Below are 25,853 nucleotides of genomic sequence, written 5' to 3' on the forward strand. Positions count from 1 at the left end.
TTTCTATCAAATAATGAGACCTCATCTGACTGGTGAGTATAAGTTGGAGTTTGTACCGCTGACGGAGAAGCAAATTGCCGAACAAGAAAGCCTACCGCAACATTGGCGCCTACAACTATCCTACGGTTTTCCACCCAGTGGAGTTCGGAGGCCGTCCGAGCGATCGAAATCTGTGTTTGATTGGCCGATGTCTAGACCAATTCAGAAGTATACTCAGCCGATGAAGGGATATTACAAATATACTTTGATTAAGTCGCCTGGAGAGTCGAGTGGAACTGGCGGTAAATTGTTTTGGCTGATGGTAATTGGTGCGGCGGTGTGGTTTTGGTTTGTTCGCTGATTGTCGGGTAGTTGAGAGGGCGAGCGATGAGGTATTTTCTCCGGTTTTTATTGGCTTTAGTGATGGCGGCGCTCCTGGTAGTAACCTATGGAAGTATACAAGCTGTTGGCAATGAAAATTCACAAGTTGAAAAGGTAACAAACATGGCATCTAGAAAATCTAAGCGGAGCAATAAATTTCAACAAAATAGCCTTCAACTGAAAGAAAATAGCCTTCAACTTGAAATCAGATGGCCAGAAAATGCGGCACTATCCATCCCCGAAAACAAGCCCGGTGCTACTGCTCCATTGAGCTTTATTCTCCGCTTTACCAATAATACACAAGCCCCTGTTCCTTTCCTACATTATGGTGCTTTAATCCCAGAGATATTCGGGCCATCTGGTCAAGCACTGCACCGAAGAGAACCGATAAATAGACAAGTTGCGAGTGGGGAATATCATGGCTCCTTAGTTGGGGTCGGAGAGCAGACATCCACCTCTCTGGAGGGAAGACTGTTTTGGCAACAAAATTCACTGCAACTGATATTACATAACCCAATTTACGATGGAATCCCTATTGACCTCGATAAATCTTGGTCTTTTGATACTTTGGGACCCGGAGCCTATCAGATTCGATTCATTTATGAAACCCCTACTGGGACGATATTATACCCAGATCCAGTCACTTTTATTGAGACTAGACAAGAAATTGGAATAGAAGTAACTGGCAGTCAGTTGGCAACTCCCTTAGCTAATTTTCGCCTACTTCAACCTGTTGGATTGAATAACAGTGCAGTGGAAGTAGATGGTATTCGTTTTGAAACTTTCATACCGGAGCCATTGTTAACCCTGCCAAATAAGAATGACAATTCCTACCAATCTGTACAGATTGGTATGCGGATTACCAACAACACACCAACCCCATTTTACTTCAGCTTTTATGACACTTTTTACCCTGACTTGGTAATGCCAGATGGTGAGGTGAAGAGGGGAGCCTATGGTAATGACTGGATCAGAGGGCCTGAAGAATTTGACTTTCTGTTAGTCACACCTGGAAAAAGTCTGACATTTTTTCCAGATATCAGACTTTTCTGGACTAATCATAGCCAATTTTCGCTTGGTGTCTCTATCGGATATGGTGGCTATTGCGCTTTTGAGCAACTCAAGCCAGGTATATATCATCTCCGCTTCCTGTATGGAAATACGATTGATACCATACCGAATAAAAATCTTGCTGGCGAGTTGATTGAAAGTCTACCAATAGAAAAAGTTTGGACTGGGTGGGTGGATACTCCCTTTGTTGAATTCCGCTTAACTCAGTCTTGAATGACGAATTATTAGAATCGGTAAATAAGGAGGACAAGCATCATGAACATAGGAGAATCAAGTGACAACAATGCCGTTGAAGTTGATGGAATCCGGTTTGAAACAATCCTGTCAGACCGTCTGTGGACTGTCCCGATAAAAAGAACTACGCAAGACGATCATACATCTGTAGTGTTAGGTTTTTCGATCACTAACAATACTTCAACTCCCTATTATTTTTGTTTTTTCCAATTTGTTCCAGAAATTATAACATCAGATGGTCAAAATATTAATCCTGGTTATCAGGCAGATGGAGTAGGAGTACCTCACGAATCGGATCTTCACTTAACTATGCCGGGAAAGTCTGTAACTTTTTCTCATACCGCTCAGTGTTATTGGGAGCGAAGATATCCAAAAATAAAAAGAAAGCAGGATATAGATTTAATGCTTTTTATGCCTTTTACCAACCGCGAATATTGGAAATTCCATCTACCATCTACGGGGAATTATTCGATCAGATTCAAATATGAAGTAACGAATGGGGCAGTAAAAAGCTATGACGAGTTAATAGATAAACAGTGCTTAAAAATGGTATGGGTAGGGCAAGTATTTACCCCTTTCATAGAGTTTTGCATAGTTAAACCAGTAACCACAAAGTAAAAATGAATCTAATTAAGGATTTACGCCTAATAATTAGCACTTCGTATAAACCTAACTGATTGAGGATACATAATGGCGACCACACAAACGATCGTAATGTTTTTAGCAACACCCTTGTTAGTTGCATTCACGAGTCAAGAGGCTATGGGTTTCAGCCTGAATTTTGCAGCAAAAGGAGCACGAGATTTATACCTTCCAACTCAGTCTGTCACTTATATGCAAGGGAATGAAGAAATAACTATCAACACGAGACTGGAGCCATATAAAATAACAGAAATGCCACGTGGCGGGACGATAACTTTGCAAAATCTGTTAGAGGCTTATAGGATATCAACTTATAATAATTCCAGTCGTACACAGATTTGGAATTTTACTAAAGCGGATAAAGACTTAAGAGGAAATGTAGAAGTATTAAACTATTATGCTTGTACTTTCAAGATTCATTGTAAATATCCAAACCTACCAAATGTAACAACACCTAATCCACCTGTTTCAACCGGAGTGGGAGCTGGGATTGAGTTGAATTACCTGCGAGGTAGAGGTGATACAACACGAGACCTTCGTTGGATTCAGTGGGTAAACACTAACCACCCGGCTCATGTGAAGCAACATGATAATAAAGTGTCAAAATACCTTGACAATGTAGGTCGTCAACACACCCCTTTCTATCCAGGAAGTACCGAAAGATTGGTAGACAGAAGCTATAGAGAAGATCCCCTAAACGAGCATTATTGGTTTGCGGAAGCTTACTTAGCTGGTATAGAGACATTCAGCAGAACAGATAAAAACCAACTAACTATTACGGAAACGAACGTTACGATTTACAACGGAATACGGTGGGGCTGGAAAAACAAAGTAACTCGTCGTCGCAAACAGCCAGTACCCGTTCCCGTTCCCGTTCCAGCTCCAGTTCCAGCTCCAAAACCAACTAAAACACCGGAAAATCCACTTCTTTGTCCGCCAAGTATGTTGACAAACAGTGGTAGCACCTTTGTCGCCAACAGCAGCAGCGGTGGCGGTGGCATCGGTTGCGTGGCAGTATCACCATCACCATCACCAACACCTCGACCAACACCATCGCCCACACCTCGACCAACACCATCACCAACACCTCGATCAACCCAATCACCAACGCCATCACCAATAGTATTAGTGTTGCCTGCACCGTCACCCTCACCTTGGACTCCAACACCTTTGCCAACCACATCACCTTGGACTCCAACACCTTTGCCAACCACATCACCTTGGACTCCAACACCTTTGCCAACGCCTGCGCCTTGGGCTTCATCACCTTGGCCTACACCTGCACCGTGGTCAACATCATCAACATCAACATCAACATCAACATCAACATCAACATCAACATCAACATCATCATCATCATCATCATCATCAACTGTCGTTGTTGTCTCAACGTCAAAACCTAGCGCAGCGCCATCACCGAATCCCAAACCCAGTTCCCTAAACCGCACTGCCAACGCCAACAGAGTTTTTGCTACCGACTATGTAGAGTCAGAGTTGCCACTTCCCGATACAACACTCGATAATACCGCAGCAAATACTGACTCAGACTCATCCGAAAATATTGGATACTCATCAATTAATAACGATGCGACAGATTTAGCAAATATCAGTGGTAACTTACTCGAAGACCCCGAACAATCATCAACAGACAGCAGCGAAAATCAAATTGATTTAGCAAGCGCTAGTAGCGATTTACTTACAGATTCAGAACAATCATCAACAGACAGTAACGAAAACCAAGTTGATTTAGCAAACATCAGCAGCGACTTACTGGAAGACCCAGAATTATCATCAACAGACAGTAACGAAAATGAACTTGATTTAGCAGATATCAGCGGCGACTTACTTGAAGACCCAGAATTATCATCAACAGACAGTAACGAAAATGAACTTGATTTAGCAGGCATCAGCGGCGACTTACTGGAAGACCCAGAATTAGCCTCAGAGGATAACAACTCCGTAGCCTCTAAAACTATAAACCCTGACGATGACGCCCTTCCAGCCGAAGCCGTTCCCGAACCTACCACTGAATTAGGAACACTATTAGCACTCACCGGATTAGGCATATTCCTCAAGCTCAAAAACAGGAAAACTCAGAAGTAGTAGAGTATTTATTGAGGTTGTTGTCTGTCTGTTTTCGAGATCCCTTTTGAGTTGCATTGTCCAAACCTGCGATCGACCTTTTGAGTTGCATTGTCCAAACCTGCGATCGACCTTTTGAGTTGCATTGTCCAAACCTGCGATCGACTTTTTGAGTAATTTTGTAATAAGTGCGAGCTCCCTTTTTAGTCAATTATCTAAAAAGTGCGATCGACTTTTTGAGTCAATTGTCCAAACGTGCGTGAAGCGCAGCTATCCCGAGCGTGAATCGACCTTTCGACTGGCATCACACACTTAAGTAAAACTACTTACATACAACACTTAGACTCACTTGAGCCAAGTTCGAGAGGAAATTGTATTTTTTGCGGCTGTCTGTTTTAAGGGGGCCGTCAAGTTAACTGACACTCTTGTAAAAATTCTGTAAACTCAACTTTACCCTACCTACATATAAATACCCAGTTGAGCATTAATTTGGGATTCAAGGTGAACGGTAAACCTCAAAAACTTTAGTAAAAACTCTCTAGCTTTACTCTCATAATGGTGATAGCGTGTTTGTAATCGAAATTCCTTCGAACCGTTAAGTCGTGTAAAGACAAAAGTTACAAAGCTTAATGATTTGGTCTATTTTTTTCATCGAGCTTTTAACTAGATACATTTGTGGCATCGCTATCAATTTCTTCGTTGATTATTAGGGACATCAGGAGAATTTATGAACTACTGCGGACAAGTTTACGGTGAAAAACATTACTGCGAAAGACCTAATTGCCAACAACCATCAAAGTTAGCCAGCAATCAGTTTTGTAGCAGTTGCCATCAAACAATTGGCCCAATTCCCACCTGGGTGCTGAAGTCGGAGTTTGTGGCAGCGACGAAACAGGAAATTGCCTCTCAACATCACATACCAGACCGTTTCCAACCGCAATTATCCTACGGTTATCCATCGGGCAGACTGCGGGATACACCAGAAAATTATTGGTCAAATTCTTCGTCACATTGGCCGAGTTCTGCGTCGGCTCGAAATGATTGTCAGCCTGTTTTAGGATATTACCGATACACTTTAGTTAAGCAGCCCCGACATTCGAGTGTCCGTGGCGGTAAACTATTTTGGCTGATGATAATTGGGGCCGCGGTGTGGTTCTGGTTTTTGGGCTGATTGTCGGGTAGTTGAGAGGGCGATTAAGTATCTTTTGCGGTTTTTATTTGCTTTAGTAATTTCTGCGATCGTGGTAATAACCTATGCCAGTATACAAGCAGTTGGCAATGAACACTCAAGACTTGGAAGGGTTGAAAATATGACATCTCAAGGATCGAATAACAACAATAAAGTTAAACAAGATGGCTTTTTACTGGAAATCAGAGAGCCACGAATTATTGCACTAGCAATCCCAGAAAACAAGCCCGGTGCTACTTCTCTCAATCGGTTGTAATTCATCAATATTGATATCCTTCATCTGTAAAAATCAAAAGGTTAACCAACATGACATCAGAACAATTCAGTGACAACAACGCAATTGAAGTAACTGGCATTAATATGGAAATTATGCTGCCTGACCCTACGGCACTCACCATCCCTGAAAACAGAGCGGGCATCACGCCTCCTATAGAATTATATATTCATATTACCAATAACACTTCAATGTCTTTCCACTTCAACCTCTCTGGAACCTTGATTCCAGAAATTGTAACATCCGAGGGTCAAGCCTTACAGCGGCAATTAGTTAACGAAAAGCCAGAATCTGAAGTTCAACCGAACAGATATAGAACAGGATGGGCGGGCAGATTGACTGAATTTATATCGAACTTAAACTTATCGCAGGAGTGCTACGAAACCAGAGAAATTAATTATATGTTAGTTGAGCCTAGAGAATCCAAAACTATCACGATCGACGCAAGTCTTGCCTGGGAAAATAACTTACTTGCACTGAAAATTTCTACTGAGTTCAACGAATTTTTCGGGTCGATAAAACTTCACAATTTCTGGTTGTTTGAGCCACTATTGCCCGGAAATTATCAAATTAGGTTTATCTATCAACACAACTGTGCAAACAGAGTAATACCTGAGATAGCTCCTCTCGAAATAACAAATGTAGAAGAGAGCGAGTCAGAACTATTGATTAGTCCTTTTGTAAATCTTCGCTTGGTTCAACCAGTAGAAGCAGACAGCAATGCTGTGGAAATGGATGGTGTTCGCTTTGAAATTTTAGTACCAGAGCGAGTTTTAAGCATACCCAAAAACAATTTAATACATAAACTTCTGTACCTAATGAAATTTTTATCACCTATATCAATTTACTACTCCTCCTTTATAATCCCCGTGCAGATTGGTATTCGGATTACCAATAATACATCTACTCCCCTTAGATTTAGCTTTTATTTCACCTTATTTCTAGAAATTATGGGAGTAGATGGACTAATTCCATTCGGAGATGCGTGGATTCGCGGTAGCTGCCCCTCTAATTCTGATATTTTTTCCGTTATGCCCGGAGAGGATATTACCTTCTTTCCAGAAACAGAAATTTTTGGGCTTTGGGAAGATAAATTTGGACTTAGGATTACTACCGGAAATGGTGACATATTGACTTTTGAACCTCTAACTCTACAAACATACCAAGTTCGGCTTAGATATAGCAGCCAGCAATCAATGGTTAAAATATACGAGTCTGTAGAAACATACACGACTTTAGATGTCTGGAGCGGTCAAATATCTACTCCCTTTGTAGACTTTCGCTTAGTGCGTTCTTGAATTGAGATTGAAGTGAAAGAGCCTATTTCATTTGATTCTCCTCAAAAGCTGATATTTCTTTTAAACCTCATACGTCTAGGAGTCAAAACCATGTTATTTCGACAATATCCCCAAGTTTTGTTGACATCATTCTTGATAGTTGGATTGACGGGCAAAGCAAGTATTGCTTTTAATATTATTCCCCCAAATCCCGGTGCTACAAGGTTTTATCAGCCTGAATCTATTTACAAAATAGATAAGAATCGAGAAAGCAGAACGGAGATAGATATGGGATTATGGTCGGAGCCTCTGCCCCGTGGTGGAACGACTATTTTTAACAGAACTCTTGCCGCATGGTCTTTTCTGTCTGCAAAAGATCGGTTGGGTTGGTCTTTTAATCCAGCCGCAGAGGACTTAAAGGGTAGTTTTGAGGTAATAACTTATCAAGCTTGCAGTCCTAAGGATGGGTGTGGTGGGGCTAGTACGCCTTACACTGACATAAATGACACTTATCGAGGAGTCGGCTCTCTTTTTCACTTAAAGTATCATCCAGGAAAGGGCGATCCTCAACCAGGTGAAGGTAAACTTCATTGGATTCAGATGGTGCAAGCTAACTACGGTAGCAATGTAGCAGGTGCATCTCGGATACCTGGTATTTCTTTTATCGATAATTTTAATAGAAAAGAAAATCCCTACTACGATCGTCCAAATTCTCGTTTTGCAGGTGAAGACTTCTTTATGGATCAACCATATGCTGGCAGTTTGAAGCGGGCGTCGGCTAGCAGAAACAATTATTTCACAGCGCAACTCTACCTAGTTCAAGAGACTACGCCACCAACAAGTAAGAAAAGAACAATCACCATTTACAACGGAATCAGATGGGGTTGGAAAAACACAGTAACTCGTCGCAAAGAACCAGTTCCCGTTCCAGCTCCAACTCCAAACCCAATCCCGTTTGTCATTCCTGAATGGAATATACCCATACGTATACCCAAAGGTGAACCGGTCGCTAGTAGTGCTAGCGGCGGCGGTGGCATAGGCTACATAACAGCTTCACCAAAACCAACACCACGACCAACCCCTTCACCTTTGCCAACCCCGCGTCCAGCACCTAGACCAAGCCCGTCACCAACACCGTCGCCAATAATATTAGTGTCACCTGCACCATCACCCAGACCTGCACCAACACCCGGGCCAGCACCAATACCCTCAGCTTGGACTCCATCACGAACTCCTACACCCTCAGCTTGGACTCCATCACCTTGGCCAACACCCTCAGCTTGGACTCCATCACCTTGGCCTACGCCTGCACCATGGGCAACAACACCAACACCATCACCTCGACTAACCTCGTCACCTTTGCCAACTCCCTCACCTTGGACTCCCTCACCCTGGCCAACTCCTACACCTTGGGTAACATCTCCACTAGGGTCAACATCATCAACTGTCGTTGTCTCAACATCAACAACAACTACTACATCACCCTCATCCTTTCAGCGGCCCAGTTCGCCAATTCGCGCTGCCCGCACCTACGCAACTTTTGGTGTTGATAGCGATGCCACAGACCTAGCAAATATCAGCAGTGAGTTACTTGAAGACCCAGAATTATCATCAACGGACAATAGTTTGAACAATGCAAACCTAGCTGGCGTTAGTCGTGATTTACTTGAAGACTCAGAACTATCATCAACGGACAGCAACGAAAACCAAGTCAATTTAGCTAGCATCAGCAGTGATTTACTTGAAGACTCAGAATCATCATCAACAGACAGTAACCCAAATGAGCTCAATTTAACTAGCATCAGCAGCAGCTTGCTTAAAGACCCCGAATCATTATCAACAGACAACAACGAAAACCAAGTTGACTTAGCCAGCATCAGCGGCGACTTACTTGAAGACCCAGAACTATCATCAACCGACAGTAACGAAAATGAACTTGATTTAGCAGGCATCAGCAGCGACTTATTGGAAGACCCAGAATTAGCCTCAGAGGATAACAACTCCGTAGCCTCTAAAACTATAAACCCTGACGATGATGCCCTCCCCGCTGAAGCCGTTCCCGAACCCACCACTGAATTAGGAACACTATTAGCACTCACCGGATTAGGTATATTCCTCAAGCTCAAAAACCGGAAAACCAAAGAGTAATGAAAACCCTTTACACCATCCTGTATGCCCTCAGCATCATCCTCATCAACCCCTGGGGAAGTACGCGGGGCTTCATCTGGACATCGCCCAAAGTATTGATTGTTTGGCTAATAATTTCCCTCAACATCGCCCTTTTATTATCGCAAAAAAAATCCCTCGCGATTCCCCAAAACTGGAAAAATAGCTTCATACTTTGGACGATATTTCTCTCAATAGGAGCCATCTCCACCCTGCACAGTCCCTTCCCATTAACCTCTTTTCTCGGTCAAGACCAAATGGGCGACGGTTGGCTGTACTGGCTGTTAATCGCTGCCTTTACTCTCAGCAATAGCTTGCTGTTAATCGCACGCCCGCAACTGATTAATTCCCAATTCCAAGGATTGCTAATTGGTGCAATCATTCTTTCTCTCAGCATCTTTCCCCAAATCATCGACTGGCGGATTGACTACACCGCTACCATGGGCAAACTTATCCGAGAGGATGTTCTAGCCAGCAGCATTTTTCAAGGACAGCAACCTATAGGATTGTACTCCCACCGCGGCCACGCAGCTATAGTTTTAGCGTTGACGGCTATTACTGCGATTGTCGGTTGGTTTTGGAGATTTACGAATACTAAATTAACTGCAATTACTTTGATTTTAACTGTTCCCGCACTGCTGCTAACTTCTACCCGCAGTGCAATTGTAGCTTTGATTGTTGCCTGTGCTTATTTGTTGGGACGGCAATATTACAAAATTCTCACCGGACTGGTTATCATCAGTTTAATTGCAATTGGTATCATGACGCTTAACAGACCCCTCAACTGGCAAAAACCGAGCATCGAACAAGTCATGTCCAGCCGATCGCCCATTTGGACGCTCGCAGCCAGAGGAATCAAAAAACGCCCGTTATTTGGATGGGGATTCGACGGCTTGGGGATTGCCTATCCCTATATCAGAAATCCTCAAGTAACTCCGAGAGTTGTTAACTTGAATGAGTTTACCTACGACTATATTAACATAAAAGGTGGAATTAGCACCAGAGAAATTCCTACTTATAAGGCTCACAATTGGATTCTCGATACAACGGTATCAGTTGGTATTTTGGGGCTGATTGCTGGCATTGCACTTTGGGGATATTATTTATCTTTAGCCCTGCAATCTTCTCTTCGCGGGATTGCAGCAGTTGCTATTGCTTATCTGGTTTTTGCTGTGAGTTGGTTCGATTGCGCTCAATACGCGCATATTGCCTGGTGGACTCTCAGTTTCGCTGCTGTTAGATATCCTTGTTCTCAAGATAACGAGAAAAGAAGATTAATTTCACCTCAAGTTCAGCTTTATATGTTTTTGGGTATATTTATTGTCTCGTTAATCGGAACTTTTTATGTAACTAATTTCAATAATATTAACAACTTTATTGTGAAAGCAAAATCATCGCTATTTCCCGGACAACTGTTAGGCTGCGGAAGTCCCAGCGGCGGGCCAACGGATAATCCGATAGATTCTCGATACGGAAAACAATCTTATCCTTGGACATCGGAAATTAAATGGAGTTGTGCATACAATATCCAAGATTTTAACGGAGGCACTCTGATTGACAGGTTTAACTTTGCCAGGGATATTGCTGCTGCTAATGGTGGCGGGGTTGTCTATTTTCCTGCGGGGACTTATGAGTTTGCAGACAGTATCTATTTGAAGTCGGGAGTAGTCATTCGAGGCGAAATTCCCGAAACAACAGATGCTAAGCAAAGTTTCTACAATCCTCCGACAAAATTTGTGTTTCCTAAATACGAACCGCAACTTTCAGGGATGGGAACTCCGAACAGCACGGCTTTTAAAAGAATCTTTACTGAAAATCCCAATACTGATAGCAATATCGGTGTGGTTAATCTAGATATTAACCGATCGCCAATTTACTTGCTTAGCAACCTCGACCACAGTCAAAATCGAAATATTGTGGTTTACGGCCTCCGCAGCAATAACATTGCCGAACCCAGTTCCTCAGTCCCAGACCTGAATTTTCAAGCAGCGTGGCAGCGATATGCCAATCCCTATGTCGCTAATATCAAAGTTAACGCTTTGGCTAATGTTTTAATTGCCAACAATCGGCTTAACGACAGTATAACGGATAATTACCAGCAACCTGAATATCAAGTAAAATCTGGGGAGACAGGCGCGATCGCCCAATATGATGTTAGATTTGACTACAGCAACCATTTCGGTATCTCAGTCAACCGTTCCAAGGCTGGCAAATCTGAAGAAAACTTTGTGCCGGCGGCCGAACCAAAGGCTGAGCCGGGTCTGTTTCGCAAAGGTATTGCGATTCGCGATAATTGGGTTTATCATACAATGAGGGCGGGAATCCGAGCGTCGGGAAATGGCTTGGTTGTTAAAAATAATACGATTCGAGATGATGCCGGCAAGCGGTGGTGGACGGACGATACAGGCGCGGGAGTCGCTGGGGAAAAGACGAGTTTTAACAGTCGGGCGATCGAATGGGCAGGCTGGAATGTTTTAATACAAGATAATGACTTTCAAGTGTACCGACATCGACTGAAAGATTCAAAGTTTCTCAGCAATGACGGAGGGGGAATTGTGATTCATGCTTGCTGCGGCGGAACTTCGGTTCGGCAAGCGGAGATTGTCGGTAATGCTGGCAATTCTTACATCGGTATTTCTCAAGTGCCTCGGATTCGAGATGTGAGGATTTTTGGGAATAAGTTATTGTCCAATGTTAAGGGCGATTGGCCTTTGATTTATGTAAATGCGGATACTGAGACAAAAATTAATCAAATGCAGAATGTCGTTGTAGAAAATAATACGGTTAAGGGCAGTTTGCTGGCAGTCGCGAGTCAGGGAGGAAGGGGAAATGCGATCAGAAATAACAGCGGTTTTAATGTTGGTTCGATTAAATCTTCTTGTCACGTTACTGTGAGTAAGAATAAGGGATTTGTCAGCTTCCCTTGCTGGCGGCGCAGTCAGAAAAATTCTGAAAAAAGCTGAGAATAATACCAATTTATAGCCTTTCTCAAAAAAATGAGGTATGACTGACAGCTTCTATAACCCTTAAACCAAGAGGGCTGAAGCCCAACTACGTACCTCATCTTTCTGAAAACCGCTATATTTTTTTTCTATAATATAAGTGTTGGGTTTATTTACACAAACGAGAGTTTATCAGGGAGCATCTCAGTTTTGCAAAAAGCATTTTTTTATAGTGCGAGCTGTCGCGAGCTCGCGAGTAGAATACGCGAGCTCGCGACAGCTCGCACTATATATAATAAATGCAAAACTGAGATGCTCCCGTTTATCAGGTGTGTCGCTATAAGATTGTTGATATTAATTTTGGATTTTTTGAGGGTTCCACACCCTACAAATAATTCAACCCGCGGAGGCGGGTTTTGTTTCTGTCGCTGCGGTTTCAACCGCCGAGTCTTCTTGTTAGTGTTTTTTAGGCTTTTTGGGAAAGGGAATTCCTAAACTTTCGTGAAAAACAAGCTGAGTTTTATATGTCAAGCGGCGGTTGACTTGTTTGATGATTTTTGCCAAAAGCGCATCGCCGGTTTTTTCAATGAGAGGTTGAGACATCGATCGAATAAACTTGGGAAAGCAAACCCCTACAGCTAAATCCAGCTTCCACGTAGCGCTGGTAATCGCAGGCGGTAGCCGATGGCGTTCCGACTCCGGCCAATCGGCGGCAAACTCGTCTGACGGTATCTCCACTAGCTTCATTGCCGATCGAAAATCCACTTCATATCCGGGCGAGGTATAATTCGGAACCGGGATTGTCTTAATCAAATAGCAGCCTTCAGCGTCAGGCGGCAGCAACTCTAAACCAATTCTCGCTTCAACTCGGTAGCCGAAGGCCCCAAAACGCCCGATTAATAGATCGTAGCCGTTTTCGCCGATCGGCTCGGCCTTCATCGGTAAAGCGCACTCGCAAAACCAACTCTTGTGATTGTTCAAATGCTCAGCCACCGCAGCAGCATCGGCGTACATCTCCATGCTGTCTTCAAAATGCGTGTGAAACCAAATCGGCTCAACTTCCTCGCCTGCATCCGCACCTGCACTTTCGGGCTGTCTGAAACTCGCCTCTGCGTAGCAATTTTCGTCAGAAGCTTCAACAGTTTGATATTCAGCGGAATCCTGCTTCATCATATGCTCTCCTGTAGTACACGCCAATCAGTCGGGTTGGGGATGTGGTCGGGGAGTTTTCTCCCTACAATTGAGAAATTGATAGCAACAAAAGTTACCTTAGAAAAGCATAACTCGACTTGTCACCAACCCCAGTCTAAAGGCATGGGGCTTGAAAGAGGAAGGCTCACCACCTTCTTAATTCAGGACTAAACCAGTGTCTAGCCTACGTCTTTAAGACAAACTGAACTGTCTGGGAGTGGTATCCCGCAAAACGTTAAGAATGCTTCCCTAGTTTTTAACCACTTTGGCAGTCAGTGGCGAAGGGAAATATACACCTAGAAATAGGGCTTACCGCAACTTTTCGGTAGCAAACACTATGCGTACAGGGTCGCGAAATTTGAAACGGTAATTGTCCCGTTGAAAGTGCAACACTTTCATCACACCGAATTAAGCGACTCCAAGGCGGTAGTAACAACAAATGTAAAGCCGTCCTGAAAGGACGGGGTTTCAAACCCATTTTTCTTATGAAAGCATTTGTAGCAGGAGCGACAGGTCAGACTGGCCGCCGAATCGTCGCAGAATTGGTCAAGCGGGGCATTCCCGTGCGCGCCCTAGTCCGAAATCTAGAGACAGCTAGGCAGATTTTACCACCGGAGGCAGAGTTAGTTACGGGCGATGTATTAAATGCGACTTCTCTGGGCGATGCGATCGGCGACAGTACGGTGTTGCTGTGCGCGACGGGGGCGGCCCCGGGTTTTGACCCGACTGCGCCTTACAAGGTGGATTTTGAGGGTACTAAAAATTTGGTGGAGGCAGCTAAGGCTAAGGGAATTGAGCATTTTGTGTTGGTGACTTCTCTGTGCGTTTCTCAGTTTTTTCACCCGCTGAATTTGTTTTGGCTGATTTTGGTTTGGAAGAAGCAGGCGGAGGAGTATTTGCAAAAAAGCGGTTTGACTTATACGATCGTCCGTCCGGGCGGTCTCAAAAATGAGGATAATTCAGATGCGATCGTCATGAGGAGTGCGGATACACTGTTTGAAAGCAGCATTCCCCGGACTAAGGTAGCTCAAGTCTGCGTGGAGGCGCTGTTTCAGCCGGCTTCTCGCAACAAGGTTGTGGAGATTGTGGCGAAGCCGGAGGCCCCGCAAAAGAGTTTTGAGGAGCTGTTTGCAGGTGTGGTTTGATTGAATTAGGTTTGCTTGGGTTCGGTGGCTCAGGCCGAGAAACCGGGTTTTTTCAGCAATATACTTCGTTCGAGCCAGCAGTTTAGCTAAAAAACCCGGTTTCTTTTGTCCCTGGTAGCGAACCAAGAAACCGGGTTTTTTTACCGATATTGAGGGTTTTAGGCAAGTTTTTGGTTAAAAAACCAAGGTGATGGGCAGCCGCGCGCAAGTCCGATGGGTACAAACCGCAGGGGAACTACAGCAATTTTTCGATCGCCAAATCTGGCAAAATCTTAAGAGTTTGACAATCCGCCATTGAAATTTCCCCTTCCCCGCATGATGAAAACTCTCAAGTGGCCAGCTTGGTTCCCCTATCCGATTTCGTGGTTAAGGGCATTTGCTCTCGCTCAGAGTTTTAGTTTTGTCCTTCGCAGGGGCATTCCTTTCGCCAGCGACGATACCGGCTTTCTGACTGTACTGCTGGCGGCTTGGCTGATTCAGTTACCTTTGTTCTTTGTCGCTCACTTTGTAGCCGTCAAAATCGTCAATCCCTTACTGACAATGCTGCCTGGCCCCGCGAAAGCGCGCAAATTCAAGCGGCGGCATACTGGAGTGCGATCGCACTTGCGAGAAGGCTTGAATGCTGTAGTCGTGATTTTTTTTGCATTCAATCTGGCGCTGTTGGTGCAAATGGCGATTTATTATTGGCCCGCGCGATCGATCGATCCGGCTAAGCTACTTACAGGAATCTCCACTCTCACCAATGTGGCGATCGCCGGTGAATTAGATTTCTGGCTGGTAAAATTAGCCGGAGCTTTATCGAGTTTAACACTGTTAGCCGCACCGCTATACCAACACGATTTCCGAGTGCGCCGGATGCGGGCGGCTCGAAAATTAGCCGAAATTGCCGAAATGGAAATGACTGCATTGGAAACCGAGACAATCCGCCGCCGCCAAAAAAGTTTGCTGAGGCGATCGGAACTTCAAATCCTCGGATTTATAATTGTCATCGGCGCTGTAATTAGTAGCGCTGTTTTTTTGGTAGCAAATTTGCGGGGAAATCAGCAGTTTTCGCAGTCAACAAGGGAGGTGAGAAAAATGCCGCCGCTGGCTATGAAAACCGGCGATCCTTACCTTCGAGCTTTGATGCGGACTATTTCTGCTAGCGAGTCGAATGTTTCTCGGCCTTATCACGTTGTTTACGGCGGCAAATATGTATTAGATTTGAGCCGCCATCCTGACTGGTGCGTGAAAATTGTTAACGGTCCAAATGTGGGTAAATGTACTACGGCTGCTGGTAGGTATCAATTTTTGACTTCAACTTGGAAAGATAAAGCGAAGCGCTATCACCCAAAGCCTGGTAATTTTGTATTGTGGCAGGATTACAGTTTTGAACCGGAATATCAGGATGCTGTGGTTTATGCTTGGTTGAGCGATCGCAAAGTTTGGAAAGCTGATATTCCTGAAATGTTGAAACAGGAAAGATTAACTGATGTTTTGCGGATGCTGTCGGGAACTTGGACAAGTTTAGGATATGGAATTGAGAACAATTCTATGAGTTCTAGTTTGCCGAAAGTCTACCAGAAAATGCTGCGGGAAGAATTGGAAAATACGGGTTCTTAGGGAATTAGATAGAATCCGCTAAAACCCAACAAATAAAATAGGTAGGTTCGTAGTGAGGACTTTAGTCCGCAGATGAGGACTAAAGTCCGAACGATCAAACTTATGTAGCTGGTTCGTAGTGCGGACTTGAGTCCGCAGATGAGGACTAAAGTCCGAACGATCAACGATCAAACTTATGTAGCTGGTGTCTGTGCCGCTGCGATCGGCTCAAACAAACACCATCTGTAACAAATTAATAAGAGTTGTTATCAACTTTAATAAGAGTTATGATGCAGTTTAACTTGATCCCTGCCTATCGTGAATAATTATTTCATAGTTTCATCCCTATTACCAATGTGAGTAACAATAGAAATATTGAGCAAGCCCCGAGAAATTTGGAGGCGCAACTCTACGGATCAAATGAGGATACTGCTATGTTTTGCCTGAACCGAGAAACCAGAAATGTAGGCCTAGTCGAAAGCAGCAATAGGGAGATGCGAGGCTCTACAACCTCGGCTGCTAAAAATATCCGCAGTACCCGATCGCGAGTTTACAAAGATGAGGCTTTAGTATCGGCCTCCCTGGCGGGACTTCCGGATCTTTTAGCATCCCTAGAAAGCTTTCGCGAGTAGAGTTTGACAATTTCTCTTGTTGAAAATCGGGAGTTGACTCAGCTAATTATTGCCAGACTCCGGAAAAGATATTCTTGACTCCGATCGCAATTCGATTTAAGTCTTCTTTCAGCAGCGGCGGCCAAGAAACTCCTCTGGCCCGTCCTGCTTCAAATTGCAGTAAACTGTCTGCTGAGAGTAAATGCAGTGCCGAGATTAATTGGCGATCGAGCATTGGAGATTCTTGCAGCCCATCAAACAATATTTTTAAAGCCAATAAAATCGATGTCACCTGTCCCGGTACGGGCGGCTGGCCTTGTTTGAGGCGCATCAGGAAGGCGTCGGGATTTTTCTTGGTTTCCAGGGCGGTTCCTTGGTCGATCAGAAAACTGCGGGCTGTTTTATAATCCATTAGACGTGCGATCGAGTTCTTGCAATTAATCAGCAGATATTATATCATTTTTGGTCGCAGTATATTTGTTAATATAGCAGAATTAAGAATCAAGAAGCAACTCGCAAGCCGCGCCGGGGAGCCGAAAGCTACTCGTGAAGTGCGAATTATCACGTACCGTACAAGCTCTCGGAAGGTGCGCGTTGCACAGCCTACAGCTACTCTTGCTAGTTGGAGTAAGTTTTAGATAACGGAAAAATAAAACAATGGCAAAACGGCAGAAAAATAGCATAAACTCCCAGATTTATAGATACTGGTGGCTACTTTTATTGTGTTTGAGCTTCCTGTTAGTTCCGGTTCTCAAAAAAATAGCCGTCGCCACCCCATTTTCCCCGCCCGCTCCCATCGCAAATAATGCTAATTTGGGAGCGAGAATTCAACGGACGATGGGGTTACTTGCGGCCAGCACTCCCACAGAACGCCGCCAAGTACGCATCCTATTTTACGGTCAATCCATCACTCAGCAAGATTGGTGGCAAGATGTCGTGCAGGACTTAAAAAAGCGATTTCCCTATGCAGATTTGATTGTGGAAAATCGCGCAATCGGAGGATTTGCATCGCCGATTTTAATCCGTCCCAGCGAACATGATTTGTATCCTTTTTATCCAGACTTGCTAATTTTCCACGTCTACGGAGGTGAGGAAGATTACGAAGCGATAATTGCCAATGTTCGCCGCCGCACTGCTAGCGAAATACTCTTGCATTCAGACCACATAACCTGGCTGCCAACAGGTAACAGCAGCGACAATGAAAATGAAGTCAAAGGCTACGAATGGCACAACACTCATTCTACCAAATGGTTGCCTGAGTTGGCAGATAAATACGGCTGTGAAATCGCGGAAATTCGGCAACCTTGGCGCAGGTATTTGCAAGACAATCGCTTGCAACCAAAACAGCTATTGAGCGACAGCATTCACCTCAACGCTTGGGGAAATTTTCTGCTAGCTGCTCTCATTAAACCGCACCTGCGATACAACCCAAATTCGGCTCGATTACCGCAGCAGGATTTAGTCAAAACCTATACGGTTGGTAAGGATGTTAAGTGGCAGGATGGTAAGTTGGTGTTAGAGTTTGAAGGAAATCGGATAGATGCGATCGCCGATAAAAGCTTCAACGGCAAGGCAATTTCTGCTAAAATTGCGATCGACGGCAAAAAACCCTCAGAATTTCCCAAACTTTACACCATCACCAGACCCAGCGTTACTCTCGGCGTCCCTTGGCCAGCAATCATCCAAGTATCCAATCAAAAACCGCTCATCGTCGAAGATTGGAAAGCTACAATCACTGAGATTAACAGCGACGCTACCAAATTTAAATTTGACGTGGTAGGTTCTAAAACAGGTTACGACGGCAGCGGTACAAACGACAAAATGTTTGTTTCAAAATCTGGCCGCGTCGCGATCGAACCGAGAAACTGGTGGCTGAAAAATGCCTATGAATACTCGAAAAAGCCTACTCCGAAAGGGTTTGAGATTTCGTGGCAAGTTAAGCCGATGTTTGTTGATTCATACATTCCGCCACAAATTGCAGATTCAAGTCGCGAATATCCTACAACATTGGCTCAGAATTTGAGCAACTCCAAACACATCCTCGAAATCGTACCCGAAACAGACGGGACAGTTCCTATCAAGGAAATTAGAGTTTATCGCCCTCCTTATATTCCTGCACCATGAAGAAGGACTAAAGTCCTCACTACGAACTTAATTTATCTAATTATTTCTTTAACCTGCGGAGGCAGGTTTCGTTTGTATAGACGCGGTTTCAACCGCCGAGTCTTCTAACAACAATTATCCCCCGCTGTATGTATAGACGCGGTTGAAACCGCCGAGTTTTCTAACAATTAACTTCAGTTTCTCGTAATCCCCAACTCGTGAAACAGCAACAGCGATAAAAAGAAATCCGCCACAAAAACAAACACCCAAGAAGTCACCACCGCCGCCGTTGCAGCTTGGCCTACTCCCTTCCCTCCGCCCGCCGTCGTCAACCCCCAACCGCAACCGACAAGCGCAATTATCAACCCAAAAATTACACTCTTAATTGCCACAGTTACTAAATCCCAAGGCCCCAAAAAAGTCCGCACCGATTCCAAAAATACCGACGGTTCCAACTCATAAAAATTAACCGCTACCAACAGCCCCCCCAAAATCCCCACCGCTACCGAAAAAATTGTTAAAATCGGCAGCATGACGCAGCAAGCTATCACCCTCGGCACTACTAAATAATCAACCGGATTTGTTCTCAACATATACAGGGCGTCTATTTGTTCCGTCACCTGCATTTCTCCTATCTCTGCGGCAAAAGCAGAACCTACTTGTCCCGCCACCACACCCGCCGTTAAAACTGGTGCTAATTCGCGGCAAAATGCCACAGCAAAAGCACCTCCCACCGCCCCAACCGCCCCAAACCGAATCAACTCTCTCGCGGATTGAACAGTAAAAATCATGCCCGCAAAAAATGCTATTATTAGCACGGAGCGCAAAGAATCCAAGCCTACTGTGACTAAATGTTCCATGATTTTGCGGCGGTCAACTTTGCCGATTAGTAGGCGCAGCAAGACTTGGCCGCCCAGGAACAGCGTCACTAAAAACCGCTGAAACCACCTGTTATGGAATGTTTCATCTAAATGTCGATCGCCCTTTTTTTGGTATTTTTTAAGCAATTACTAATAGTCCGCGATTAATTGCAAACAAGGAGAAGCACTGCCACTACTGAGATTTTCGCCAATTGTACAGCAATTATTGCACCATTTGTCAACATATATTTTCAGTCTGCGGGCGTTGCGGTTGGTGGGTTATACGATTTTAGATTTGAGACTTCGGCGCGAGCGCTCGCGCCGAAGTCTCAAATCGCAAATCAAAAATGCTCTGGCTACTGGGCCAGCAACAAGTCAATAAACTTATCCAACTCTTCATTATACTTGGAGGCTTGCTCCTTGCCAATTCTCACCAGTTCCGATATCTTCTCTTCCGAGGCATTATCAATCGGCAGCGGTTTTTCGTGGCTCAAATCTGGAGTAATTCTCAAATATTGATTGGGTTTTTCAATTGCATCAAAAATTTGGAGAATTTGATAATTTACAGTTTCAGCAACTCCCGTCATCATGATATTAATCAAAGGCTCAACCCACTCAACTTGACCCCAATTTTTCACTTCTTCGTAGGGATATTTTTTCTGAGCTTGTCCCGTCCCCAGCGATAAAATTACCATATCTTTTGCTGTCGGGCCTCTGTCGGGGCGTTCGTCGGGAATTCTTAATTTATTTCTCACTTCCGCATAGGCACAAAGTGCGGGATTGTTTGCAAATACTCCCCCGTCAATTAAAGCGTAGGATTCGTTTGTCAAAGAGTAGATTTTGGGAAGTTCAAAGTAAGAGGGAGCAGCAGATGTGGCTCTGGCGATATCTCTGATAAAATAGTCTGCTGCTGGATATTTTTTAGCATCTATTTGATTGAAAAAGTGAGATTTTCTCCTTTCGACATCGTAACTGGAAATTAAACAAGGTTTCAGCAGTTCGCTGAGTTTGCAATCGATAAAATTTTCCAAAAAGAATTCTTCTAGGCGATCGCTCGGATATTTCTCATCTACCAAACCATCGAAAGATTTGAGTTTTTGCCAAAAAGAACTCTTAAAAACGTCGCGGCCGCTCTTGATGGAAAAATTAACAGCGTCTTCCGCTGTCCACCGAGGCCTGCTAGGATTTTCGGCATCGGGACACAAATAGAGGCAGGTTAAAATTCCTCCCGCACTCGTGCCGGCGATTAAATCAAAATAGTCAGCTATTCTGGCATCTGGGTTGCCACTTTTTTGTTGCAGCTTGGACTCAAGGGTAACTCCAATTTGTGCGGGAATTATCCCTCTAATTCCGCCTCCATCTATGGATAAAACTCTGGTATATTTAGCCATAATTGTTGCCTCTTCTCGATGTTTGCTCGTTGGTTGCAGTCGCGGACTCAAAAAGTCGTTGGACACGATATTTAGCGGCAAGGATCCATGCACGGCGCACCCTACATAATGCCGGTTTTGCGTCCAAGGAATGAGAATTAAATAACTTACAATTTTTATTGTTTTTGTGGGATGGGCGTCCCGCCCGTTCTTTAGGGACGGCCGGGACGCCCATCCCACAAATATGTGTAAATTATTTAATTTGCGATCCTAAGAGTAGCCTAATCTAACATCTCAAATTTAAGTTTAATTGGCTGGCTGCGAGGGTGTAGCGAAAAATATATTCTACAATTTCTACATAATTGTAGGCGGCGGCGGTTGAGTCGGCCCAGACTGTGATGCCGTGATCGCGAATTAACAACGCGGGTACAGAGGGTGTACAAACGGCAAAATATTCGCAAATTTCCTTGGCTATTTTAGGCACTTCTAAATAATTTGCAAATAGGGGTATCGCCACCTGCGGGTTTTCCTCCCACACCCCCAAACCTTTGAGCATTTCGATCGCGGGTAAGGGCACTGCATCGCCTGATGTTAGCCGAGAAACTAAATTTGCTTCGATTGAATGCACGTGGTAGCAAGCTTTAGCGTCTGGAAAACAATTGTAAACGGCTAAATGAATGCTGGTTTCGGCGGAAGGGCGGCCCTCGGGAACGGGTTGTTCGACGATCGCACCTTCGGAGCTCATTCTGATAAAATCTGAAGCAGTTAACTGCCCTTTCTGGCGGCCGCTAGCCGTAATCCAAAAACTGCCGTCTGGTAAGCGGGCTGAAAGATTGCCAGCAGTCCCAGCCATCCAACCGCGATCGTAAAAATGTTTAGCTGCTGCAATTAAATCGGTTCTCAAATCGCCACTCATTCTTTCCAAATCCTCAGTTTTTTATCTATTTTTTACGTTAGTAGTTATTGCGGAAAGAAACCCGGTTTCTACGAAAAAATTTGGGGTTGGGAACGAGGAATTTAGGAAGAAACCGGGTTTCTCAACTCCCGCGCGCAATTCCTATAGCGGTTCTCAATCGTGGTGAGGTATGCCCAATCCCTCCGCTTCGCTCCGCCCAATGCCCAATAACCTGTTTGGCCCTAGGCCCTAGGCCCTAGGCCCTAGGCCCTAGGACCATGAGTACCTCCAGAAATCTGAGAAAGGCTATAGTTTAGTTTCAATTCCATTGCTGGGATAAAGTTTCCAACACGTCAAAAAAATTATCCCATTTAGTATACGGCTTTTGCTGTTCGTCTAGATACTCTGCCAGCCGATCGCGCGCAAACACAGAGTTCGCCTGCAAAGCCATGTTAAAATCCGTCAGCGAATCTCCGATCGCGACCTGTTCCTGGGCTGGGTGCTGCGCCATCACTCGCACCTTAGACACCAATTCTGCATCTCCTTCAAAGTCAGAATTGACTTGCAAGCGAGGGCCGCTAGCGTCCACATCTACAGCGTAAATTGCGATCGCCCGGTGTACCAAATCGCCCATAACCGCCTCTACCATAATCCGAAGACCGCCGGAAACGATCGCAAAATCCACCCTTTGCTCGTCCAAAAAATCCAGCAATTCCACCAATCCCGGCCGCATCAGCTTTCCCCTAGAAAATTCCACAATTTCCCCGTAACGTTCCGAGGGAATAGACTCTAGCAACTGCCGCACACCCGATCGCAAACTCAGCCTTCTCGCGTACATTTCCGGCATCAGTTGAGAAGACAATTCCGGTGCAAAATGCTTGAGCATTGCCACAAAAGTTTCTTCAACAGTTATCGTGCCGTCAAAGTCGCAGAATACCACCCGTTGCTGATTGTTCGGGATTGGAGATTTTTGCTTGTCATCGGTCATTGTCAGTCGCACCTTTCTAGAACGGGAAAAGTTTACACAACTCATCGTACACTGAAGAAGGAAGAAGGAAGAAGGAAGAAGGAAGAAGGAAGAAGGAAGAAGGAAGAAGGATCGCTCCTGTAAATAATTTACACATATTTGTGGGATGGGCCGGAGAGCCCGTCCTTTCTGGACGGGCTCTCCCGCCCATCCCACAAGAACAATAAATTGTAAGTTATTTAATTCTCATCCATAAGGAAACAGCCATCGGGAGCATCTGGGTTTTGCAAAAAGCATTTTTTTGACAGAAAGCATTTTTTCTTTTAGTGCCGTCCCCGAGCGCGAGCCTTATAGCTCGCGAGCTCCCGACAGCACTACAAATGCAAAACCCAGATGCTCCCGCTATAATAGCGACGCGCTGTTTGTTAGCAATCGCCCGCAGGATTTTATGCAGATTCTTCGAGATCGTCATCGAGATCGTCGTCGAAATCTTCATCCAGAGAATCGTCGAAATCGTCATCGAGATCGTCATCGAGATCGTCTTCGAGGAATGCTTCTACATCCTGCTTTTGATTTTTGGTCTTTTGAGGAGTAGCCTTAGCAGGCAAACAGATTAAATTGTCATCCTCAGTATTAATCAAACCTTTCGATCGCAACTTGCCCATCAGCCGCGTCACCGTCACCCGCGTTGAGCCGATCGCGCTACCAATTTGAGCGTGAGTCAAGGCCCAAGGCAGCCGATAGCCCCGAACCACATCCGGTTCTCCCTCACCTACGTAGGGTTCGCCGAACTCTTCGATCAACAAAGTGAGAAAACCCAGCAATCTGTCGATCGTCCGGCGCTGTCCCAAAGTGCTCAGCCAGAGGAGTTTTCGCTGGTGCTGGTAGCGAAACGCATCCAAAATTTCCCGGCGGAAGTGAGGCCAATTATCCAAGTCGTGCCAGTACATCCACACTACGTGAGTGTGATCGGCGTGGGCGTAAGCTTGAAGCGTAAACGGAGACTGAGCAACCAGTTCAAAGGGCTGACCGGCGCCGACGAAGCCCAAAAAAGCTTCTTCTGTAGTTTTGGGAGCGGATTTGGACTTCGTTGAAGCGACGCTAACTTGAGCGCTACCTACGAGCCGCACAGAACCTTTCTGGACTAAATACAGCAGTCCGGGTCTGGCGGGAATCTTCTCGTCTTTGCTAAAAGTCCGGCAGCGGTAGTGTTCCTGGGCCCAGTCGATAATTCGCTGCCAGGTGATAAACGGTCGATCGATCGTTTCTAGAGGTGTGGAAGTTGATTGCATAAGTGAGGCTCTGGGATATATTGAGTTAGTGAGAAAAACAGCTTTTGCCTGCATTGCGATACTAAGTGAGACAACCAACCCCCGATCGAGCTGACACGCTTCTTAACTGTGCTGACTCTTCTCAGTTTCACCTAAAAACTCAATGTAGCAAAAAGTACATGAAAATGGTAGAATTCGGCAATGAGTCGATCGTAAATTATTGTATATTTACCCCAAAAATCGCTAGAAAGCCCATTGCTGTGATGTGACATCGCCGGGGCGAGCCGATCGACCATCTCTGACATCAGCAGTTTAACGTACAAAGACAGCACAAGTGGTAACAGTCTCTAGGCACTTTTACTGCAAAAATAGCCGATATGGATACATTAAATATATCCCAGTGCCCGGAAGTTACAGTGAAGTGTTTTTTGCTCTTAAAGTTGCTCTTCGCGATCGGCCAGCAAGGCACAACGAGCGAAATTCCGTTAAATCAAGCTAAAAATAGGCAGCGGGTGGTGTACGTGTCTGCGATCGCCCTGAAATTAGCTAAAACTTGGCAGCAGACACCGCAGGATCTCGCCGCACAGTTGGCCGAAACTCTCCAACCGCTGTGCTGGCCAAATTTCGCCGTTAAAGTCGCGCCGGCTGGCATAATTGAGCTAGAGCTGACTGATGCGGGTTTAGCTTTCTGGTTGCAGCGTTTAGCTCAAATTTCCCTCCCTGTTCCAGAATATCCAATCTTATCTCCAGTTGTCTGTGCCGATCGGCTGTTTCCCATTCAGTACAGCCACGCGCGCTGCTGTTCCCTGCTGCGAATGGCCGATCGCGATCGGTTAATTGCGATCGCACAGCCGGATGTCACCACAGCGCCGCAAATTTGGTCGCTGGCGGCCCCAAATCCTATCCCCTGGATTGACGAGGGCGATCGACTGCTATTAGTACATCCAGCAGAACGCAGTTTAATTTCGGAACTGTTAACAGTTCTTGACAATTTATATCCTATCTTTGAAGTAGAAAACCGCGAAAAACCAGTCAATTATTTTAAATTAGCCAATAATTTGAGCCAAGCATTTCAGACTTTTTACAGTCAATGTCGGATTTGGGGAGAAGTTAGAATAGAACAGCCAAAACTCGCCCAAGCCAGATTGGGTTTAGTATTAGCAACTCAATCCTTGCTGCGGTTTATCCTGGCAGAATTATTAAACGCCGTTGCTCCCATAGAACTTTGATTTCACTTATAAAAAATGTTAGTAGTGAGGACTTTAGTCCTCTGATTTGGAAGAGGACTAAAGTCCTTACTACAAACCATTTGAAAACTAGCGCTACTGCGATCGCCGGATGGACGAGTGCCATTACATCTGCGAGTTCCATACTGAATATCCCGCGATAATATAATACGGTTCACTTAACACTATTTATTGCCCGGAGATCCCCTCGCATCCCCCTTCTCAAGGGGAGTAGGGGTTGACTTTGAAGAAATTCTTGTTCCCCCCTTGGGAAGGGGGGTTAGGGGGGATCGGATTTAAGTAGGGCTTGCTGAAAAAGTCAGAAAACAGCATTTAGAAAGATGAGTGAATTTGAGCTGGCATCGGCAATATAAGTTTTGTCAATCTTGTGATGGC

General features: G+C 44.8%; 24 protein-coding genes. 15 read left to right on the top strand and 9 right to left on the bottom strand.

All coding sequences use genetic code 11. The features are described from left to right. The 3 genes from JGK39_RS29520 to JGK39_RS29530 form a co-directional block, all read left to right on the top strand. Positions 1 to 340: hypothetical protein (locus JGK39_RS29520; RefSeq protein WP_293261004.1), on the top strand; the 340-nt coding region annotated here is incomplete at its 5' end. A gap of 50 nt (positions 341 to 390) precedes the next feature. Next, positions 391 to 1,644, top strand: a complete 1,254-nt coding sequence (locus JGK39_RS29525) for a hypothetical protein (protein WP_293298464.1) — start codon at positions 391 to 393, stop codon at positions 1,642 to 1,644. 42 nt (positions 1,645 to 1,686) lie between these two features. Further along, the gene (locus tag JGK39_RS29530; RefSeq protein ID WP_293261010.1) at positions 1,687 to 2,283 is read left to right on the top strand and encodes a hypothetical protein; all 597 of its coding nucleotides are present in this window, start codon (positions 1,687 to 1,689) and stop codon (positions 2,281 to 2,283) included. Positions 2,284 to 3,104: 821 nt separating this feature from the next. On the opposite strand, the gene JGK39_RS29535 is transcribed toward JGK39_RS29530, so the two are convergent. Then, positions 3,105 to 3,767, bottom strand: coding sequence for a hypothetical protein (locus JGK39_RS29535; protein ID WP_293261013.1), 663 nt, complete (start codon positions 3,765 to 3,767; stop codon positions 3,105 to 3,107). Positions 3,768 to 3,801: 34 nt separating this feature from the next. On the opposite strand from JGK39_RS29535, the gene JGK39_RS29540 reads away from it, so the two are divergent. Next, positions 3,802 to 4,410 (top strand): hypothetical protein, encoded by a 609-nt coding sequence (locus JGK39_RS29540; protein WP_293261016.1) that lies wholly within the window; start codon positions 3,802 to 3,804, stop codon positions 4,408 to 4,410. Here the strand turns inward: JGK39_RS29540 and JGK39_RS29545 are convergent. Then, positions 4,385 to 4,600, bottom strand: coding sequence for a hypothetical protein (locus JGK39_RS29545; protein ID WP_293298467.1), 216 nt, complete (start codon positions 4,598 to 4,600; stop codon positions 4,385 to 4,387). The two genes, JGK39_RS29540 and JGK39_RS29545, sit on opposite strands and share 26 nt — an antisense overlap. Before the next feature lie 516 nt (positions 4,601 to 5,116). On the opposite strand from JGK39_RS29545, the gene JGK39_RS29550 reads away from it, so the two are divergent. The 5 genes from JGK39_RS29550 (at position 5,117) to JGK39_RS29570 (ending at position 12,258) form a co-directional block, all read left to right on the top strand. Next, positions 5,117 to 5,560 (top strand): hypothetical protein, encoded by a 444-nt coding sequence (locus JGK39_RS29550; RefSeq protein ID WP_293261019.1) that lies wholly within the window; start codon positions 5,117 to 5,119, stop codon positions 5,558 to 5,560. A gap of 139 nt (positions 5,561 to 5,699) precedes the next feature. Next, positions 5,700 to 5,834: a hypothetical protein gene (locus JGK39_RS29555; protein ID WP_293261022.1), complete on the top strand. Its 135-nt coding sequence runs from the start codon at positions 5,700 to 5,702 to the stop codon at positions 5,832 to 5,834. 50 nt (positions 5,835 to 5,884) lie between these two features. Beyond that, entirely contained in the window at positions 5,885 to 7,150 is a 1,266-nt protein-coding gene (locus JGK39_RS29560; protein WP_293261025.1) for a hypothetical protein, read from the top strand. 90 nt (positions 7,151 to 7,240) lie between these two features. Further along, a complete protein-coding gene (locus JGK39_RS29565; RefSeq protein WP_293261028.1) occupies positions 7,241 to 9,277 on the top strand; it encodes a hypothetical protein in 2,037 nt (678 codons plus the stop codon). Continuing rightward, positions 9,277 to 12,258 (top strand): O-antigen ligase family protein, encoded by a 2,982-nt coding sequence (locus JGK39_RS29570; protein ID WP_293261031.1) that lies wholly within the window; start codon positions 9,277 to 9,279, stop codon positions 12,256 to 12,258. Before JGK39_RS29565 ends, JGK39_RS29570 begins: the two co-directional genes overlap by 1 nt. 435 nt (positions 12,259 to 12,693) lie before the next feature. On the opposite strand, the gene JGK39_RS29575 is transcribed toward JGK39_RS29570, so the two are convergent. Continuing rightward, entirely contained in the window at positions 12,694 to 13,407 is a 714-nt protein-coding gene (locus tag JGK39_RS29575) for a DUF1997 domain-containing protein (RefSeq protein WP_293261076.1), read from the bottom strand. Positions 13,408 to 13,913: 506 nt separating this feature from the next. Here JGK39_RS29575 and JGK39_RS29580 point away from each other — a divergent pair. From JGK39_RS29580 to JGK39_RS29590, 3 genes are all read left to right on the top strand, one after another. Further along, the gene (locus JGK39_RS29580; RefSeq protein ID WP_293261034.1) at positions 13,914 to 14,573 is read left to right on the top strand and encodes an NAD(P)H-binding protein; all 660 of its coding nucleotides are present in this window, start codon (positions 13,914 to 13,916) and stop codon (positions 14,571 to 14,573) included. An 897-nt stretch (positions 14,574 to 15,470) separates the two neighbouring features. Next, positions 15,471 to 16,175 (top strand): glycoside hydrolase family protein, encoded by a 705-nt coding sequence (locus JGK39_RS29585; RefSeq protein WP_293261079.1) that lies wholly within the window; start codon positions 15,471 to 15,473, stop codon positions 16,173 to 16,175. A gap of 413 nt (positions 16,176 to 16,588) precedes the next feature. Next, positions 16,589 to 16,786 (top strand): hypothetical protein, encoded by a 198-nt coding sequence (locus tag JGK39_RS29590; protein WP_293261037.1) that lies wholly within the window; start codon positions 16,589 to 16,591, stop codon positions 16,784 to 16,786. Positions 16,787 to 16,832: 46 nt separating this feature from the next. On the opposite strand, the gene JGK39_RS29595 is transcribed toward JGK39_RS29590, so the two are convergent. Beyond that, positions 16,833 to 17,177, bottom strand: a complete 345-nt coding sequence (locus JGK39_RS29595) for a Dethiobiotin synthetase (RefSeq protein WP_293261040.1) — start codon at positions 17,175 to 17,177, stop codon at positions 16,833 to 16,835. A gap of 245 nt (positions 17,178 to 17,422) precedes the next feature. Between JGK39_RS29595 and JGK39_RS29600 the strand changes: the two genes are divergently transcribed. After that, positions 17,423 to 18,889, top strand: coding sequence for an SGNH/GDSL hydrolase family protein (locus JGK39_RS29600; protein ID WP_293261043.1), 1,467 nt, complete (start codon positions 17,423 to 17,425; stop codon positions 18,887 to 18,889). 173 nt (positions 18,890 to 19,062) lie between these two features. On the opposite strand, the gene JGK39_RS29605 is transcribed toward JGK39_RS29600, so the two are convergent. The 5 genes from JGK39_RS29605 to JGK39_RS29625 all read right to left on the bottom strand — a co-directional run bounded on the left by JGK39_RS29605 (position 19,063) and on the right by JGK39_RS29625 (position 24,252). After that, positions 19,063 to 19,875, bottom strand: coding sequence for an MlaE family lipid ABC transporter permease subunit (locus JGK39_RS29605; RefSeq protein WP_293261046.1), 813 nt, complete (start codon positions 19,873 to 19,875; stop codon positions 19,063 to 19,065). A gap of 209 nt (positions 19,876 to 20,084) precedes the next feature. Further along, positions 20,085 to 21,185 (bottom strand): patatin-like phospholipase family protein, encoded by a 1,101-nt coding sequence (locus tag JGK39_RS29610; protein ID WP_293261049.1) that lies wholly within the window; start codon positions 21,183 to 21,185, stop codon positions 20,085 to 20,087. 199 nt (positions 21,186 to 21,384) lie between these two features. Further along, positions 21,385 to 22,014 (bottom strand): methylthioribulose 1-phosphate dehydratase, encoded by a 630-nt coding sequence (gene mtnB, locus JGK39_RS29615; RefSeq protein WP_293261052.1) that lies wholly within the window; start codon positions 22,012 to 22,014, stop codon positions 21,385 to 21,387. 298 nt (positions 22,015 to 22,312) lie between these two features. Further along, on the bottom strand, positions 22,313 to 22,981 hold the full coding sequence (locus JGK39_RS29620) for an HAD-IB family phosphatase (RefSeq protein WP_293298470.1): 669 nt from the start codon (positions 22,979 to 22,981) through the stop codon (positions 22,313 to 22,315). 425 nt (positions 22,982 to 23,406) lie between these two features. Continuing rightward, positions 23,407 to 24,252, bottom strand: a complete 846-nt coding sequence (locus tag JGK39_RS29625) for a Crp/Fnr family transcriptional regulator (protein WP_293261061.1) — start codon at positions 24,250 to 24,252, stop codon at positions 23,407 to 23,409. Between the two features lie 65 nt (positions 24,253 to 24,317). On the opposite strand from JGK39_RS29625, the gene JGK39_RS29630 reads away from it, so the two are divergent. After that, the gene (locus JGK39_RS29630) at positions 24,318 to 24,500 is read left to right on the top strand and encodes a hypothetical protein (RefSeq protein WP_293261064.1); all 183 of its coding nucleotides are present in this window, start codon (positions 24,318 to 24,320) and stop codon (positions 24,498 to 24,500) included. A 108-nt stretch (positions 24,501 to 24,608) separates the two neighbouring features. Continuing rightward, positions 24,609 to 25,460, top strand: a complete 852-nt coding sequence (locus tag JGK39_RS29635; protein ID WP_293261067.1) for a DALR anticodon-binding domain-containing protein — start codon at positions 24,609 to 24,611, stop codon at positions 25,458 to 25,460. Positions 25,461 to 25,853: the final 393 nt, after the last annotated feature.

The sequence above is a fragment of the Microcoleus sp. PH2017_12_PCY_D_A genome, assembly GCF_020738565.1.
Lineage (GTDB): Bacteria > Cyanobacteriota > Cyanobacteriia > Cyanobacteriales > Microcoleaceae > Microcoleus.

Coding starts and splice junctions, on each gene's coding strand:
- JGK39_RS29530 (WP_293261010.1), top strand. CDS start 1,687: ATGAACATAGGAGAATCAAGTGACAACAATGCCGTTGAAGTTGATGGA.
- JGK39_RS29550 (WP_293261019.1), top strand. CDS start 5,117: ATGAACTACTGCGGACAAGTTTACGGTGAAAAACATTACTGCGAAAGA.
- JGK39_RS29555 (WP_293261022.1), top strand. CDS start 5,700: ATGACATCTCAAGGATCGAATAACAACAATAAAGTTAAACAAGATGGC.
- JGK39_RS29560 (WP_293261025.1), top strand. CDS start 5,885: ATGACATCAGAACAATTCAGTGACAACAACGCAATTGAAGTAACTGGC.
- JGK39_RS29565 (WP_293261028.1), top strand. CDS start 7,241: ATGTTATTTCGACAATATCCCCAAGTTTTGTTGACATCATTCTTGATA.
- JGK39_RS29570 (WP_293261031.1), top strand. CDS start 9,277: ATGAAAACCCTTTACACCATCCTGTATGCCCTCAGCATCATCCTCATC.
- JGK39_RS29575 (WP_293261076.1), bottom strand. CDS start 13,407: ATGAAGCAGGATTCCGCTGAATATCAAACTGTTGAAGCTTCTGACGAA.
- JGK39_RS29580 (WP_293261034.1), top strand. CDS start 13,914: ATGAAAGCATTTGTAGCAGGAGCGACAGGTCAGACTGGCCGCCGAATC.
- JGK39_RS29585 (WP_293261079.1), top strand. CDS start 15,471: ATGACTGCATTGGAAACCGAGACAATCCGCCGCCGCCAAAAAAGTTTG.
- JGK39_RS29590 (WP_293261037.1), top strand. CDS start 16,589: ATGTTTTGCCTGAACCGAGAAACCAGAAATGTAGGCCTAGTCGAAAGC.
- JGK39_RS29595 (WP_293261040.1), bottom strand. CDS start 17,177: ATGGATTATAAAACAGCCCGCAGTTTTCTGATCGACCAAGGAACCGCC.
- JGK39_RS29600 (WP_293261043.1), top strand. CDS start 17,423: ATGGCAAAACGGCAGAAAAATAGCATAAACTCCCAGATTTATAGATAC.
- mtnB (WP_293261052.1), bottom strand. CDS start 22,014: ATGAGTGGCGATTTGAGAACCGATTTAATTGCAGCAGCTAAACATTTT.
- JGK39_RS29620 (WP_293298470.1), bottom strand. CDS start 22,981: ATGACCGATGACAAGCAAAAATCTCCAATCCCGAACAATCAGCAACGG.
- JGK39_RS29625 (WP_293261061.1), bottom strand. CDS start 24,252: ATGCAATCAACTTCCACACCTCTAGAAACGATCGATCGACCGTTTATC.
- JGK39_RS29635 (WP_293261067.1), top strand. CDS start 24,609: ATGGATACATTAAATATATCCCAGTGCCCGGAAGTTACAGTGAAGTGT.